Source organism: Herbaspirillum sp. AP02, assembly GCF_015767275.1.
Classification (GTDB): domain Bacteria; phylum Pseudomonadota; class Gammaproteobacteria; order Burkholderiales; family Burkholderiaceae_D; genus Herbaspirillum.
The window spans coordinates 423,031-438,431 of record NZ_JADWMY010000002.1; the positions used below are offsets into that span (position 1 = coordinate 423,031).

Annotated in this window: 12 protein-coding genes; 10 read left to right on the forward strand and 2 right to left on the reverse strand. The window is 63.1% G+C overall.

Translation table 11 applies throughout. The features are described 5' to 3' along the window. The first annotated feature begins 2 nt into the window (after nucleotides 1-2). The 4 genes from I5R65_RS07925 to I5R65_RS07940 all read left to right on the forward strand — a co-directional run bounded on the left by I5R65_RS07925 (nucleotide 3) and on the right by I5R65_RS07940 (nucleotide 3,972). Nucleotides 3-425 (forward strand): DUF302 domain-containing protein, encoded by a 423-nt coding sequence (locus I5R65_RS07925; RefSeq protein WP_180666065.1) that lies wholly within the window; start codon nucleotides 3-5, stop codon nucleotides 423-425. A gap of 87 nt (nucleotides 426-512) precedes the next feature. Then, complete coding sequence (locus I5R65_RS07930; protein WP_180666067.1) at nucleotides 513-2,372, forward strand: methyl-accepting chemotaxis protein; 1,860 nt, start codon at nucleotides 513-515, stop codon at nucleotides 2,370-2,372. Between the two features lie 118 nt (nucleotides 2,373-2,490). Beyond that, nucleotides 2,491-2,814 (forward strand): co-chaperone YbbN, encoded by a 324-nt coding sequence (locus tag I5R65_RS07935; protein ID WP_180666069.1) that lies wholly within the window; start codon nucleotides 2,491-2,493, stop codon nucleotides 2,812-2,814. Between the two features lie 225 nt (nucleotides 2,815-3,039). Continuing rightward, nucleotides 3,040-3,972, forward strand: a complete 933-nt coding sequence (locus I5R65_RS07940; RefSeq protein WP_180666071.1) for a LysR family transcriptional regulator — start codon at nucleotides 3,040-3,042, stop codon at nucleotides 3,970-3,972. Here I5R65_RS07940 and I5R65_RS07945 read toward each other — a convergent pair. Further along, nucleotides 3,921-5,174: an HD-GYP domain-containing protein gene (locus I5R65_RS07945; RefSeq protein WP_231395104.1), complete on the reverse strand. Its 1,254-nt coding sequence runs from the start codon at nucleotides 5,172-5,174 to the stop codon at nucleotides 3,921-3,923. The two genes, I5R65_RS07940 and I5R65_RS07945, sit on opposite strands and share 52 nt — an antisense overlap. 704 nt (nucleotides 5,175-5,878) lie before the next feature. Here I5R65_RS07945 and I5R65_RS07950 point away from each other — a divergent pair. From I5R65_RS07950 to I5R65_RS07975, 6 genes are all read left to right on the forward strand, one after another. Next, the gene (locus tag I5R65_RS07950) at nucleotides 5,879-6,943 is read left to right on the forward strand and encodes a DUF1338 domain-containing protein (RefSeq protein WP_180666073.1); all 1,065 of its coding nucleotides are present in this window, start codon (nucleotides 5,879-5,881) and stop codon (nucleotides 6,941-6,943) included. Further along, nucleotides 6,933-8,339: an FAD-binding oxidoreductase gene (locus I5R65_RS07955; protein WP_180666075.1), complete on the forward strand. Its 1,407-nt coding sequence runs from the start codon at nucleotides 6,933-6,935 to the stop codon at nucleotides 8,337-8,339. Before I5R65_RS07950 ends, I5R65_RS07955 begins: the two co-directional genes overlap by 11 nt. A 154-nt stretch (nucleotides 8,340-8,493) precedes the next feature. Further along, entirely contained in the window at nucleotides 8,494-9,378 is an 885-nt protein-coding gene (gcvA, locus tag I5R65_RS07960; protein ID WP_039876716.1) for a transcriptional regulator GcvA, read from the forward strand. Nucleotides 9,379-9,758: 380 nt separating this feature from the next. Then, a complete protein-coding gene (locus I5R65_RS07965) occupies nucleotides 9,759-11,273 on the forward strand; it encodes an aldehyde dehydrogenase family protein (protein ID WP_180666077.1) in 1,515 nt (504 codons plus the stop codon). A gap of 280 nt (nucleotides 11,274-11,553) precedes the next feature. Then, nucleotides 11,554-12,594: an ABC transporter substrate-binding protein gene (locus tag I5R65_RS07970; protein WP_370460917.1), complete on the forward strand. Its 1,041-nt coding sequence runs from the start codon at nucleotides 11,554-11,556 to the stop codon at nucleotides 12,592-12,594. Between the two features lie 13 nt (nucleotides 12,595-12,607). Beyond that, nucleotides 12,608-13,822 carry a PLP-dependent aminotransferase family protein gene (locus I5R65_RS07975; protein ID WP_180666079.1) on the forward strand — a complete coding sequence of 405 codons (1,215 nt, stop codon included), beginning with the start codon at nucleotides 12,608-12,610 and terminating at the stop codon, nucleotides 13,820-13,822. A 105-nt stretch (nucleotides 13,823-13,927) separates the two neighbouring features. Here the strand turns inward: I5R65_RS07975 and I5R65_RS07980 are convergent, their stop codons facing one another. Next, nucleotides 13,928-15,070, reverse strand: coding sequence for a sigma-54-dependent Fis family transcriptional regulator (locus tag I5R65_RS07980; RefSeq protein ID WP_180666081.1), 1,143 nt, complete (start codon nucleotides 15,068-15,070; stop codon nucleotides 13,928-13,930). Nucleotides 15,071-15,401: the final 331 nt, after the last annotated feature.

Sequence of the window (15,401 nt, forward strand, 5' to 3'; positions counted from 1 at the left end):
TTATGAATGCCCGACTCGAGGGGGTGTGCTACGCCCCGGCCAACGTATTGTCGATCCGCAGCCGGCTGGATTTCAAGAAAACCCATGGCCTGCTGATCTCATTGCTGCGTGATCGCGGCCTCACGCTCTTTGCTGATATCGACCAGCAAGCCGCTGCTGCGCACAAGGGCCTGTCCTTGCGTCCCACCCGCGTACTGCTGTTCGGTAATCCAGCGCTGGGGACACCCATCATGCTCAGTAACCCGCGTGCTGCACTGGAATTGCCATTGAAAGTGGTGATCTGGGAAACCGCCGATGGTCGCACCTACCTTGATTATGCCGATCCCAGTGAGTCCTTGCGGGCCGACTACGAAATCAGCGATGCCCTGCTGGCGCCTCTGATGGCGGTGCGCAAGCTGCTGTGCGCATTTTCCGATATCCAGTAAGTGGCAACCGGGGCGATCACACAGACCGGGCGGCTGGCCGATCAATGACCACGTGCGACGGTTCCGCCCTTTCACGCAAAGGTAGAGATGAGATTAAGATTCCAGACCCAATTGATGTTGGTGGTGCTTTCGGTGGCGCTGGCCTCCACCCTTGTAATCGGAGCGGTTGCAGCTTTCCAGGTCGATTCGGCCGAGAGTGGCAAGGCAATGCAAGGGGCGGGCCAGCAACAGGAAATGCTGGTGGAAGCGGCGCGCAGCGCGATGGCTCAGATTGGCTCTGATGCCCGCTTTGTGGTGATGACCCCGCCTTTCCAGGGCGCACTCAGGGCATTGGCCAACGACGGCATCGATCCCGCCGATCAGAGCACCCAGGCCCAGTGGGCGGCGCGCGGTGAGACCAATCTGCGTGGGTTGATGCGGGTGCGCCCGGCTTACGACAGCGCCATCTTCATGGCTTCTGACGGACGCGTGCTTTTCGCCGCCGCCCGTGATGCCGGGACCAAGGTGGCTGCTCCCCCGGCACCGGCGATACGACAACAGTTCCTCAGTGCCGATGACGTGCGCTTCTATGGTCGACTACAAGACGGACAGGTCGATGCGGCAGTACCGGTCATCAGAGATGGCAAGCATCTGGGTACGTTGGTGCTGAGTATGAAGTCGTCGGTGATCCTGCGCCCCACCACGGATGTGAGCGCAGCTCTCTATGATGGCGCAGGTGCCGCAGTGGCGCGCATGGGCGCCACTACCGCAAACGTGCAGCATCCTGCCGGTAGTGCCGTTTCCTATCTGCATGTGGGCGCCGATCTGGGGCGCTTCGAGGCCGCCAGCCGTTTTGATCACACAGGACCCGCCGGCAAGGGATGGTGGCTGGTGTCGGATCTGCCGCATCCGCCTCCTTCGCAGGCCTTGAACGAGTTGCTGCTATGGCTGATTTGCAGCACCGTGGTCATCGTCGTGCTGGCATTTGCCGTCACCCGTATCGTCATGGGGCGGTTGGTGCAACGCTTCCTGGGGGCCGAACCCGAAGCCTTGGCAGCAATCGCAGAAGCCGTCGCCAATGGTGACCTGAGCCAGGCAGGGCAGGTCGGGAAGATTACCAACGGAAGCGTTCTGTTCTCGCTGTTTGCCATGCGGGGCCAACTGGCGACCATCGTGCAGCGGTTGCGTGGCATGGCCAACGACATTGACCATGTTTCGCAAGAGATTGCCAATGGCAATGACGAACTGTCGCGTCGTACTGAGCTCACCGCCGAGCGGCTGCAACAGACTGCCGCGGCCATGGAGCAGGTGACCGTCGCCGTGAGTCAAAGCACCCAGGCTGCATCGCGGGCGCACTCGCTGGTGTCCGCTGCCAGTGGCGTGGCGCAGCAAGGCGGTACCGTGGTGGGGGAAGTGGTTCATACCATGGACGCCATCAATCAGAGTTCCAAGCAGATCGCAGAGATCATTGGACTCATTGACGGTATTGCTTTCCAGACCAATATCCTCGCACTCAACGCCGCAGTGGAGGCAGCGCGGGCCGGTGAGCAGGGGCGCGGGTTTGCAGTGGTGGCGTCCGAAGTGCGTTCGCTGGCACGTCGTTCCGCCGATGCTGCCAAGGAGATCAAGGTACTCATCGTCAATTCGGTCGACATGATCGAAAACGGCGCCCGGCTGGCGCAGAACGCCGGATCGACCATGACCGAGATCGTGACCGAGGTACGGCGCGTGAGCGAGATCACCGAAGAAATCCTGCGTTCCTCGCGCGAGCAGGACATGGCCATTGCCGACATCAGCCAGGCGGTCCAGGAGATCGACCACTCCACCCAGCAGAACGTGGCCCTGGTGGAAGAGTCCTCAGCCACATCCATCTCCCTCAAGCAACAGTCGCAGCAGCTGGCCGGCGCGGTGGCGGGTTTCGTGCTGGAGGCCAACGCCGAGCCGCGGAGTTGGCCATTGATCGGATAGCCAGGTCAGGGGACGTGGGTAGTCCCTTTCAGGAAGGTAGATTGCCATCGTGGCAATCTACCTTCCTCTTTTTCATCTGTATCGGCCCTTAGTGCCATCACTGCGTAGGAGTCATTCCATGAGCGCCAGGCATACGACGGTAGAACACTTCGAGCGGGATGTACTGCATAGCGGCAGACCGGTCCTGGTCGGCTTCTGGGCGCCGTGGTGTGCGCCATGTCGCAGCATTGCGCCGAACCTGGATGCCATTGCGGGGGAGCATGATGAAAAACTGGTGGTCTACAAGGTCAACGTCGATCAATGCCCTGCTCTCGCACAACGTTATGGTGTCACGGCGATTCCTGAGTTGAAGGTGTTCGTCGATGGTAACGTGGTCAAGTCCTTCGGCGGCGCCATGTCAAAACGCTCGCTGGAGGTACAACTGGCGTCCTGGCTCTGGTAGGACGCTGCGCCCAGGTTGAAGCTGCCACTTCAGGCGGGCGCCCATTACCTGAAAATGTCTGTCTTGCCAAACTGGAAATTAAACCATTTCTTGCGCCCAGCTTCTAAGTTGTCTGACTTTCTATTCCGGCTATAGTCGAGCCCGACGGTAGACCATGGACGAATCGCAATCAATGCGACCGGTGCTTCCTGCCCCGGAACCGACAGACGACAACGACAGCGCAAGATGAAAAACAACGCGATGGACTACCTGCCGCGCATGGTGATCTTTTCCCGGGTAGTGGAACTGGGCGCCTTTTCCAAGGCCGCCCGCGAGCTTGGCCTGACTTCCTCTTCGGTGAGCCAGCACATCAGTGCGCTCGAAGCCATGCTCGGCACCACCCTGCTGCACCGGACCACCCGCAAGCTCAGCCTGACCGAAGCCGGTCAGTCCTTCTACGCCAATTGCGCACGCATCGTGGCCTTGGCCAACGAGGCCAAGCAGAATACCGAGAGCCTGCACAATGAACTGGTCGGGGAGTTGCGCATCGCCGCCTCCAGCTTCATGGCCTCCGAGTACCTGGTGCCGGCCCTGGAGAATTTTATCCACGACAATCCCAGGCTGCGTATCAACATCGACGTCAATGACCATAACGTCGATCTCATGGACAAGAGCGTGGACCTGGCGCTGCGCGTGGGCAAGGCGCCCGGTGCCGAGGATGTCCACCTGGCACAGCTGGAGGCGGTCCTGTGTGCGGCACCGTCCTATCTCCAGGCGCGCGCACCGATCCGCAAGCCCGAAGACCTGATGCAACAGCATTTCCTTTTCTTCACGCCGCACGGCGCCAGCGTGGAAGTCGCCCTGCACGATCGCGGCGGACAGTGCATGCAGATGCGTCTGACGCCCCACATCACTGCCAACCATGCCCGCTCGCTGCGACGCCTGGCGCTGCAAGGCCATGGCGTGGCGCGACTGTTGCGCAGCAAAGTGCAGGAAGACCTCGATGCAGGTCGGCTGGTGGTCGTGCTGCCGGACTGGTCACTGGAGAGTTACTGCGCCTTCGTCACCACCAAGCACCGGGCGCCTGTTCCGCAGAAGATTCTGGCCTGCATCGAACAGATCAAGGCCTATTTCAGGCGTTGCCATCCGCCTGGCGCCAGTGTGTCCCGCTCAGGCTGATCCGGTGCATCGCCGCTGGTGTGGGCCGATGCGCTGGCGTCCGATACCGCCAGCATGGCCTGCAGCGATCCAATCACCAGGCCGTGGCTCCTGAGCCAGTCCTGTCCACTGCGTTCGACGATGGTCTCGCACTGGTCCGGGGCGGAAAGATCGATGACCTCGTGTTCCAGTATCTCCATCGTGCTGGTGGTGGTGAAGGCCTTCACCACGGGCCGTGTCAGGTCCTTGTGATTCTGGCGGATCACCAGCGCCGTGCGTCCCGATTGCAGGGTGACGATGGAGCCCAGCGGATAGATGCCCAGCGTCTTGACGAAGGCCAGGAAGATGGCGCGGTCGAAATGCCCCTGCCACGAGGCCATGCGCGAGAGCGATTCGGCCGGGTCCCAGGCGCTCTTGTAGGCGCGGTGCGAGGTGACGGCATCGTAGACATCGCACACTGCGGCCATGCGTGCATACAGGCTGATCTGCTGGCCCTGCTGGCGCTCGGGATAACCTGAGCCATCCATCTTCTCGTGATGGTGCAGGCAGACATCCAGCACGTAATCGGGTACGCCCATCAGGCCGTTCAGGTAGGCGTGGCCCAGTGCCGGGTGACGCTGGATGATCTTGTATTCCTGGTCGCTCAGGCGGTCCGGCTTGTTGAGCAGTTCGAGCGGGATGAACGCCTTGCCGATATCGTGCAGGTAGCCCGCCAGTCCGGCCTGCCGGCAGGCGGTGTCGTCCAGGCCCAGCGTGCGTCCCAGCGCCACCATCATGGTGCAGACCGCAATCGAGTGCAGGTAGGTGTATTCGTCGGCGCGTTTGAGGCGGATGATGCCGAGCAGGGCGTCGGCATGGTGCGCGACCGACACGGCGATCTGCTCCACCAGGTCCTTGCATTTCTGCACGTCCAGCGACTTGCCCAGGCGCGCCTGGGTGAAGACCTGCTGCGTGGTCTGCCGCGCCTTTTCGTAGAGATGCAGGGCGTCCACGATGTGGGGATCGAGCCTGTCTTCGTCAGGCGGGTTGGTGCCGGCCGGTGCGGGCTCATCGGGCGGGGTACCGGCGCTGGCACCCTGATCCAGACCCTTGTCCGTATCGATCCAGCAATACTCCAGACCGGTCTGCTGCGCCAGTTCGATTTCGCGCGCCGTGCGGATCAGGAAGCTGGCACGCCAGAAAGGGGAGGCGATCCATGCACCGTCGAAGCCTGAAAAGTACATTCCCGTGCGGAGCTGGTTGACATGGATTTTCTTCAGGCGGGTCATCGGGTCCGTTCGAGGGGTAAAAGCGGTGAAGCCGGGGGCGGGTTGGCGGCCGACACCAATGCCGATAGCCATGTGGGTGAGCGCCCGCGTGGCGGGCATCTGATGCCGGATGCCGCACAATGTATTACATCCCGGGAAAATTGATTAGACGTCCAGGATTAAACAGTGTGATCACTCATTTTGTGCAATTGCCCGCGAGCCTCTGCCAGCGCGGCTCTGCTCCAGCATTGTTAAGTTGTGCTAACGAGTTCCTTCGCAAAACGACGGCTAATCAAATCGCGCCGCTTGTAATACATTAGTCCTGCCGATTCCGTCGGTGCCGTGTCGGGGGGCACGGCGGGCGCAAGCCCGCACCGACGTCGTGCAGTCATGGAGGGGGGGGGCCGGCTGTACGCGCAACAGGTCAAAGGAAGGGAACGATGCCGACAATCGCAGGATGCACCGTGACTTTGGCTTGCGGGACGGTCGTCAATGGACAGGTCAGGCATCTGCTCGGCATCGTGATCGACATTGACATGCTTCACTCTGGGTTGCCCCATGGCAAAATCCGGTTTGCATGAGAAAAAAGCGGGCATACCTCAGAAATTATCGTTTTATTCCTCCCCTGCGCTGCCGTTACCATGAGGCTATCTCATTGTCCCATGGTCAAAGGCAAGCAAATGACGACTTCCGCGCAGCACAGCAACCTCTACCAACTCCTGCTTTCCCATTACGGCGATGAAGCCATCGTCCAGCGCCAGTTCGTGCGCTTGGAGGTTCCGGCATCGACCCTGAAGCCGGCCTCGCACGCGGTGTCGCGCCTGGAGCTGGCCCAGGCACTGAACATGCTGCTCTTCCAGCAATTGTTGCAAGAGGTCGCCAGCGGCCGCGACTATGTGGACGACGCCGAGCGTGACGGCGTGAAGATCTGCTTTGACCACGGCGCCGTGCGCACCGTGCGGCGTGGCCGCGACGGCGGTTTTCCCGATGGCGAAACCCTGTTCACCAAGGTCTTGCTGCCCTTGGGCTACCAGCAGACCGGTACCTATCCGCTGGCCCGCATCAAGATGACCGGCCGCGTCTATACCCATGCCGATGACGCCGAGAACATCGCCCAGTTCTTCGTCAGCGAACTGCATCCCGAGCAATTCTCACCGCAGTTCCAGCAGGCCGTGGATGCCGTGCTGGCCAGCTCGCGCAACCCGCTCTCCGACGACGTACTGGCGCTCCTGAACCAGTTGGAACAGCAGGGCGAGCTGGCCCTGGACCAGGCCAAGCGGCTGCTGCCGGCGATGCTGGCCTGCTTCGCCCGGCATCACGACCTGCCCACCGTGGCGCAGTACGAGACCCTCAAGGCCGAGTCCGCCGAGATGGCCTGGATCTCCACCGAAGGCAATGCCTTCAACCACGCCACCGACCGTGTGGGTGACGTGGTCGCCACGGCCGAGCGCCAGCGTCAGCTGGGGCGTCCGATCAAGGATCAGGTCGAGGTTTCGCGCAATGGCCGCGTGCGCCAGACCGCCTTCCGTGCCGTCAAGGTCGATTACCAGCTGCAGGGCGAGGACGGCCAGCCGGTCGCCATGACGGTGCCCGGCTCCTTCTACGAATTCATTTCACGTGACCATTACCTCGACGAGGCCGGTCAGCGCAAGCTGGACCTCACCTTCGACAGCGGCAACGCCCAGGGCATCTTCAAGATGACCGCCGCCGGGCCTGCTGGCGACGAGGCTGGCAGTGTCTGCTGAACAGGCCCTGCAGCAGCTGCAGTCGCTGCTGGGCAGCGGCGGCCTGATCACTGCCGCCGCCGAACGTACGCCCTATGAACATGGCCCGCGCTATGGCGCCGGCCAGGCGCTGTGCGTGGCGCGCCCGGCCGATGTGGCCCAGGCCGCAGAACTGATGCGCCTGTGCGCCGCCGAGGGTGTGCGCCTGGTGCCGCAGGGTGCCAATACCGGGCTGGTCGGCGCGGCTTCCCCGGATGATTCCGGCCTGCAGGTAATTCTCAGCATGGAACGCATCCGGGGCGTGATCGATATCGATCCCATCGATGGCGTGATCCAGGCCTGGGCCGGTACCCGGCTGTCGGACTTGAACCAGGCGCTGGCGCCGCATGGGCTGTGCTTTCCCATCGATCTCGGCGCGGACCCGTCGGTGGGCGGCATGCTGGCCGCCAATACCGGTGGCGCGCGTCTGATCCGCTATGGCGATGTGCGCCACAACACACTGGGCCTGCAGGCGCTGCTGATGCAGCCCCCCGGCGAACTGCTGGAAATGGGCAATCGCCTGCACAAGAACAATACCGGCCCCGACTGGAAGCAACTCTTCATCGGTACCGCCGGCAGCTACGGCATCGTCACCCAGGCGGTGTTGCGCGCCCATCCGCTGCCGCGCCAGCGTGCCACGGCACTGGTGGTGCCTTCGTCGCTGGAGGCCGGTCTGCGCCTGCTGCAGGATGCCCAGGCGCAGTTCGCCGATTTCCTCACTGCCTTCGAAGGCATCTCCCGCAATGCGCTGGCCTCGGTGCTGCGCCACCTGCCGCAGGTCGCCGCACCCTTCGATCCGTTGCCGGACTATGCCCTGCTGGTCGAAGTCAGTTCCTCGGCTGAAGCAGGCGAGCACTTCGATCTGGACAAGCTCTTCATGGCCTGGCTGGAGCGCCATTTCGACGATGCCATCGTCGATGCCGTGGTCGACAAGCCCGATACCCTCTGGCGCCTGCGCCACGCCATCAGCGACAGCGTCAAGCAGGAGGGCAAGATCGTGGCCTTCGATATCTCGGTCTCGCGCTCGCGCCTGCCGGCCTTCCGTGCCGAGGCGCTGGCGCTGGTGGCGCGGGATTTCGCCGGTGCCGACGTGTATGACTTCGGGCACTGGGGTGACGGTGGCGTGCACTTCAACCTGGCGATCGCCCCCGCCGCGCAGTCGCATTTCCCGGCCGAGCGTATCGAGGCCCTGCGCACGGCCCTGTATGACCTGGTGGTGCAACGCTATCAGGGCAGCTTCAGTGCGGAGCATGGCATCGGGCCGTTCAACCAGCACTACTACCAGCGCTACACCCAGCCCGCGCAACGTGCACTGGCGGCGCGGGTGCAGTCGGTGTTTGATCCAGATTGCCTGCTGGGCAATACGCGCTTTGCATGAACGCCTCCCGCCGGGCGGCACTGCAGCCAGTGCCGCCACTACCGTCACTGTCGCCACCATCGCCACCATCGCCATGAGCGGGGCCGGTCACGCTGGAGGGGAGGGGGCGGCTTTTGCTATAGTGCGGGGTCATTCACCCAGCGGAACCCGTCCCATGCGCCGTTTCATCCCGTCGACGTCATGCCTGATCGCCTTCGATACCTCGGCGCGGCACATGTCGTTTACCAAGGCGGCCAACGAGTTGCACATGACGCAGGGAGCGGTGAGCCGGCAGGTGGCGATCCTGGAGGACTATCTCAACGTCAAGCTCTTCGAGCGCATCAACCGCCGACTCATCCTCACCGAGGCCGGGCGCGACTACGCGGCCCAGGTCTCCACCATCCTCAAGCAGATCGAGATGGCGACCTTCCAGGTGATGACCTACAACAGCCTGGCCAGCGTGTTGAACCTGGCCATCCTGCCGACCTTCGGCGTGAAGTGGCTGATCCCGCGCCTGGCCAAGTTTTCCGCCGCCCATCCGGATGTGCTGCTCAACCTCAGTACCGAGGTCTTGCCCTTCGATTTCAGTACCCGCCAGGTGGACGCGGCCATCCACTTCGGCGAACCCGACTGGCCCGATACGGTGATGGTGCGTCTCATGGGCGAAGAGGTGGTGCCGGTGTGCAGCAAGGCCCTGAGCGAACGCATTCACGCCGTTGAAGACCTGGCCAACGTCACCCTGCTGCAGCACACCACCCGCCCGCAGGCCTGGCAGGACTGGTTCCGCCATGTCGGCGTGGACTGCCCCAATGCCTTGTCGGGGCCGCGCTTTGAGCAGCTGGCGATGGTCATCCAGGCGGCTGTCGCCGGTATGGGCGTGGCCTTGATGCCCAAGTTCATGGTCGAGACCGAGATCAGCCTGGGCCAGTTGCATGTGCCGTTCCCCTTCGCGGTCAAGAGTCCGCAATCCTATTACCTCGTGTATCCCGAGAAGAACGCCGGCAAGGCGGCCATCCTGAAATTCCGCGAATGGCTGCTGGGTGAAGCGCAGGGCGGTTGAGCCCCGGCACTGGCACGGCCCTGCATTGCTTCGGTGCGCATGCCACCGGGCCGTTTGATCTCCTGGCTGACTAAAACTCATGGCCGAGGGCTGACGGGCCTCGGCCATGAGCGGTTGCGCCCGGGGCGCGCATGGCCGTAGGACTGGGCTGGCCGGGCTCTGGCCGGCAGGGCGCTACCCCAATATCAGAAAGGCTCTCGGCGAAAATGCCCGTGATGCGCCGCACCATCCTCGCGCATCCTCGCGGATTCCTGCGCGCCACGACGGTGCATTCCAAAAACTCATGATGTCGTGAAATTTTTTGGTTTTAAGAATTGTCCTGGCTGTCCTTATACTGCACCGTTCCAGACCCATCCCACTCCACTTTTCAAGGGAATTCCATGTCTTCTCCACGCATCTTCTCCACTCTGGGTGCTGACCTCGCGGCCTACGCCGGCAACGATCTGGTGATCCGTTCGCCGCGTGATGGCGAAGTCATCGCGCAACTCAAGGCGCAGACGCCGGCCGACGCCGAGGCCGCCATCGCCGGTGCGCACAAGGCCTTCCTGGCCTGGCGCGAAGTACCGGCCCCGGTGCGTGGCGAACTGGTGCGCGTGCTGGGCGAAGTGCTGCGCGAGCATCGCGAGGAACTGGGCGCACTGGTGACCCAGGAGGCGGGCAAGATCCTCTCCGAAGGACTGGGCGAGGTGCAGGAAATGATCGATATCTGCGACTTCGCCGTGGGCCTGTCGCGCCAGCTGCATGGCCTGACCATCGCCTCCGAGCGTCCCGGTCACCGCATGATGGAAACCTGGCATCCGCTGGGTGTGGTGGGCGTGATCACCGCCTTCAACTTCCCGGTCGCGGTGTGGGCCTGGAATGCCGCGCTGGCCCTGGTCGCCGGCAATGCCGTGGTGTGGAAGCCGTCGGAAAAGACCCCCGTCACCGCGCTGGCGGTGCAGGCCATCTTCGAAAAGGCGGTCGCGCGCTTTGCGGCGCAGCGCCCCAACCTGGTCCCGGCCGGTCTGTGCCCCTTGCTGATCGGCGGCGCCGATCTGGGCGAGAGCCTGTCGCGTTCGGCGCTGGTGCCGCTGGTGAGCGCCACCGGCAGCGTGCGCATGGGCCGCAAGGTCGCCACCGTGGTGGCCGAGCGCCTGGGCCGCAGCCTGCTGGAACTGGGCGGCAACAATGCCATGGTCGTCGCGCCTTCGGCCGACCTGAGCCTGGCGCTGCGCGCCATCACTTTCTCTGCCGTGGGCACGGCCGGGCAGCGTTGCACCAGCCTGCGCCGCCTGTTTGTCCACAGCAGCATCCACGACCAGGTGGTGGCGCAGATCAAGCGCATCTATGCCAGCGTCAAGGTCGGCGACCCGCTGCAGGGTGACACCCTGGTCGGCCCGCTGATCGACAAGGGCGCCTTCGACGCCATGCAGGCTGCGCTGCAGCAGGCCCGCGCCCAGGGTGGCGACGTCACCGGTGGCGAACGCGTGACGGTGATGGACGAGCAATCCTGGTACGTGCGTCCGGCCGTGGTGGTCATGCCCGGCCAGACGGCGATCATGCACCACGAGACCTTCGCGCCCATCCTCTACATCGTCAAGTACGAAGAACTCAGCGAAGCCATCGCGCTCAACAACGCCGTGCCGCAGGGCCTGTCCTCGGCCATCTTCACCAACGACATGCGCGAGGCCGAACTGTTCGTCTCCGCAGTCGGTAGCGACTGCGGCCTGGCCAACGTCAACATCGGCACCAGCGGCGCCGAGATCGGTGGCGCCTTCGGTGGCGAGAAGGAAACCGGCGGCGGCCGCGAATCGGGCTCGGACGCCTGGAAGAACTACATGCGTCGCGCCACCAATACCATCAACTACAGCAAGACCCTGCCGCTGGCGCAGGGCGTGAAGTTCGATATCGACTGAGTCACCGGCGGTCGCCCTCCACGGCGGCCCGCACAGGGCCTGAAGCGATAACAGCAATAACAGCAACAGCGTCAACAGCAGCAATAGCGACAGCAGCGACAGCAGCGACAGCAGCGACAGCAGCGACAGCAGCGACAGCAGCGACAGCAGCGACAGCAGCGACAGCAGCGACAGCAGCAACCACGCCGGCCCGGCAAGGGACCGGCGCGGCATCCCACGTACCCACACCCGCGCAAGCGGGACCCACATCGGCAAACCGGCAAGGAGTGCAGTAATGAAGATGAAGACCCTGGCAGTGACCTGTGCAATCGGTGCAACCCTGATGGCCGCCTCCGGCGCGCAGGCGCAGAGCAAGACCATTTACGTCGGCATGAACGGCGGCACGATGGAAAAGAACTACACCGCCTCGATCTTCCCCGACTTCGAGAAGGCCAACAACGTCAAGGTGGTGGTGGTGCCCGGCACTTCCTCGGACATCATCGCCAAGATGCAGGCACAGCGCGACAAGCCGCAGATGCACGTGGCCTTCCTGGACGACGGCATCATGTACCGCGCCATCAACATGAGCCTGTGCGAAAAGGTCAAGGACGCTGCCGTGCTCAAGGATGTCTATCCCTTCGCACGCCTGGCCAATGACCAGGCCGTGGCCATCGAGATGGGCGTGCTCGGCATCGGCTACAACAAGAAGCTGTTCGCCGAAAAGGGCTGGCCGGCACCGACCTCGTGGATGGACTTCGCCGATCCCAAGTACAAGCAGAAGGTGGTGTTCCAGTCCATCTCCGCCAGTACCTTCGGCCTGTATGGCTTCATGATGTTCAACCGCCTGGTGGGCGGCACCGACAAGAACGTCGACCCCGGTTTCAAGAAGTGGGGCAGCACGGTCGGCCCCAACGTGGTCGAATACCTGTCCAGCTCGGCCAAGATTTCCGAGATGGTGCAGACCAACGAAGCGGCGATCTTCCCGCTGACCGTGACCGGCATTGCCAACCTGAAGGACAAGGGCATCCCCGCCGAATTCGCCACGCCCAAGGAAGGCGGCGTGCTGCTGATGACCGGCGCCTGCCCCATCAAGGGCAACAGCGAGCCGGAACTGGCGCAGAAGCTGCTGGAATACCTGCTGACGCCGGCCGTACAGGCCAAGAGCATGGCGCTGGCCAATTCCATCCCGGTCAACCGCAACGTGCCCCTGTCGGAAGCTGCACAGGCCAAGCTGGGCAAGAGCGAAGTGCTGACCAAGAACCTCAATACCGTGGACTGGGATGTGGTCAACGAAAAGCGTTCCGAATGGAACAACCGCTGGAACCGCATGATCGAGCAATAAGCCTGCACCCATCATGACCGTTGCCTATCGCTTCCACCCGGCCTTCCAGTCGCCGCAGGGATCGCCCATCCGGGAGCTGTTCAAGTACACGCAGCAACCCGGCATGATTTCCTTCGCCGGCGGGTATCCGGCGCCTGCGCTGTTCGATACGCAAGGGCTGGCAAGCAGCGCCGCCAACCTGCTCGGCAGCGCGGCGGCGGCCAGCCTGCAATACGGTGCCACCGAGGGGGCGGCACAGCTGACCCAGGTGCTCAGGCAGGTCACGGCTGAGCGCATCGGCGGTGCCGATCCGGGCGCGCTGATCGTGACCACTGGTTCGCAGCAGGGCTTCGAGCTGCTGCTACGCATCCTGCTCGAACCGGGCGATGGCGTGGTCATCGAGCGTCCCTGCTATCCGGCGGCCATCCAGGCCCTGCGCCTGGCCCAGGCCGACCTGCTGGAAATTCCCGGCGATGCCCAGGGGATGGATACCGACGCGCTGGAAGCCCTGCTGCACGCTGGCGCCCGGCCCAAGCTGCTGTACCTGGTGCCGAGCTTCGCCAATCCGACCGGTGCCACCTTGCCGCTGGCGCGCCGTCGCCACCTGCTCACGCTGGCGGTACGCTACCGGTTCATCGTGATCGAGGATGATCCCTACGGCCAGTTGCGTTTCTCCGGACAGGCCGAGCCGCCGCTGCTGCAGGTGGCCCAGGAGATCGAGGGTGCGCGTGACTGGATGGTGTACCTGTCCAGTCTGTCCAAGATCGTGGCACCGGGTTTGCGTATCGGCTGGATGTGCGGTCCGTCGGAAATCCTGCGCCGCGCCGTCATCGCCAAGCAGACCGGCGACCTGTGCACTGCGCCCTGGATGCAGATGGTGGCCGCACAGTATCTTCAGGCCGGTCATCTGGAAGCGCATCTGCCGCACATCATCGCCACCTATCGCGAACGCTGCGCCATCATGCTGTCCTCCCTGAGTGAGGCTTTCGATGACCGGCTCTCGCTGATCGCGCCGGAAGGCGGCATGTTCATCTGGGCCAACTGGCAGGATGGCACCGATGCCACCGCATTGTTGCAGGCGGCGGTGCGGCACAACGTGATGTACGTGCCGGGCAGCGCCTTCTATGCGACGCAAGCCGATCCGGGCCATTGGCGACTTTCTTTCGCCAATGCCCAGCCGCAGGAAATCATCGACGGTGTGGCCCGTCTGAAGCAGGCACACGAGCAATGGATACACAGGCAAGCATGAATTTTCTCCATGCATGAAAAACGCCCCAATGCGCTGTTGCGGATTGGGGCGTTGTCTTTTGTGCGGGGAATGACCGGGGTTACAAGTTGTTTTTTTGCAATGTCCTCACTTGAGAGCGGAGATCTGCCCATTGCGAATCAGCCGCGCCCGCAGCACGTTGCGGCTGATGTCGAGCAGGCGTGCGGCCTGCACCTGATTGCGTTCGCAGAATTCGAAGGCGGTGCGGAAGACGGTGTCCTCGATCTTTTCGAACAGGCCCGCCTGAGACTGGTTGAACAGGTTCTGCAAAACCTGTTCCAGCGCCTGCAGGGGATCACCGTGGCTGCCGGGCGCAGCTTGACTGGAATGATCCACGCGCCGCTCCACGTGCGAGAGATGGAAGTGCTCGGCGTGCAGGCTGTCATCCTGGCAGATCAGCAGCGCGTGGTGGATGGCATTTTCCAGCTCGCGGATATTGCCCGGCCAGTCGTGCTGACGCAGCTTGCACTCCCCTTCTGCATTGATGCGGGCCGCGCCATACCCCAGCCGCTGCCGGTATTCGTGCAGGAAGTGATAGGCCAGCGGCAGGATATCCAGAGGCCGCTCGCGCAGACGCGGGATGGCCAGTTGCACCACCTGCAGCCGATAGTAGAGATCCTGGCGGAAATGCCCGGCCGCCACCGCATCCTGCAAGCGCACATTGGTGGCCGCGATGACACGCACATCGATGGGGATGCTGCGCCGTGAACCCAGCCGCACCACTTCGCGCTCCTGCAGCACCCGCAACAGCTTGACCTGGATGGTCAGCGGCAGGTCGCCAATTTCATCGAGGAACAAGGTGCCGCCATTGGCCGCCTCGAACCATCCCGCCTTGTGCGCGATGGCGCCGGTGAAGGCGCCTTTCTCATGGCCGAACAATTCGCTCTCGGCCAGGCTCTCCGAAAACGCGCCACAGTTCACGGCCACGAAAGGCGCATCCCGGCGCCGGCTCAAGTCGTGCACGTGGCGCGCGATCAGTTCCTTGCCGGTGCCGGTGGCACCGATGATGACCACATTCGCATCGCTGGGCGCCACACGCTGTACACGTTCCAGCAAGGCCAGTGACACCGGGTCATGGAAGACCTGCGCTGTGGCGCGAATGGACGTGCCCAGCTTGCGCGCATGCGGCAAGGTCAGCAGCGGTGGCGACGTGCGCGCTGCAAGGTCGCCTTCACCCTCCAGCGAAGAGGGCAGCGCATACAGATGGGTAGAGCGAGGGCTGGCATGCATGGCAGGCTCCGGACTTGGGGAGTCCCTGCATCGGGGGAGATGCAGGAAGAAGAGGTGATCTGATTCTAACAATAGCGACAGAGTGAATTAACGACCAATTCAGCATAAGCATGCTCCGAATACGTTGGCCCATGGCTCGTAAACGCTGTTCTGACAAGGAGATGACGATGATGCGTCGCCATGGGGCGACAAGGTGGATGTGGTGAAGAAATACCGTCATACATCATCGAAAACTTAGTTATTCCGGAACAGAAAATTTGCTGCTCCAGCAGCAGCGCACGAGCATATTGCTGCTGCAGCAGTAGCGAGAATTTCCACAAGTCATTGATTT

Excerpts from the sequence above, each read along its gene's own strand:
- I5R65_RS07925 (WP_180666065.1), top strand. The coding sequence starts at position 3 with ATGAATGCCCGACTCGAGGGGGTGTGCTACGCCCCGGCCAACGTATTG.
- I5R65_RS07930 (WP_180666067.1), top strand. The coding sequence starts at position 513 with ATGAGATTAAGATTCCAGACCCAATTGATGTTGGTGGTGCTTTCGGTG.
- I5R65_RS07935 (WP_180666069.1), top strand. The coding sequence starts at position 2,491 with ATGAGCGCCAGGCATACGACGGTAGAACACTTCGAGCGGGATGTACTG.
- I5R65_RS07940 (WP_180666071.1), top strand. The coding sequence starts at position 3,040 with ATGAAAAACAACGCGATGGACTACCTGCCGCGCATGGTGATCTTTTCC.
- I5R65_RS07945 (WP_231395104.1), bottom strand. The coding sequence starts at position 5,174 with ATGTACTTTTCAGGCTTCGACGGTGCATGGATCGCCTCCCCTTTCTGG.
- I5R65_RS07950 (WP_180666073.1), top strand. The coding sequence starts at position 5,879 with ATGACGACTTCCGCGCAGCACAGCAACCTCTACCAACTCCTGCTTTCC.
- gcvA (WP_039876716.1), top strand. The coding sequence starts at position 8,494 with ATGCGCCGTTTCATCCCGTCGACGTCATGCCTGATCGCCTTCGATACC.
- I5R65_RS07965 (WP_180666077.1), top strand. The coding sequence starts at position 9,759 with ATGTCTTCTCCACGCATCTTCTCCACTCTGGGTGCTGACCTCGCGGCC.
- I5R65_RS07970 (WP_370460917.1), top strand. The coding sequence starts at position 11,554 with ATGAAGACCCTGGCAGTGACCTGTGCAATCGGTGCAACCCTGATGGCC.
- I5R65_RS07975 (WP_180666079.1), top strand. The coding sequence starts at position 12,608 with ATGACCGTTGCCTATCGCTTCCACCCGGCCTTCCAGTCGCCGCAGGGA.
- I5R65_RS07980 (WP_180666081.1), bottom strand. The coding sequence starts at position 15,070 with ATGCATGCCAGCCCTCGCTCTACCCATCTGTATGCGCTGCCCTCTTCG.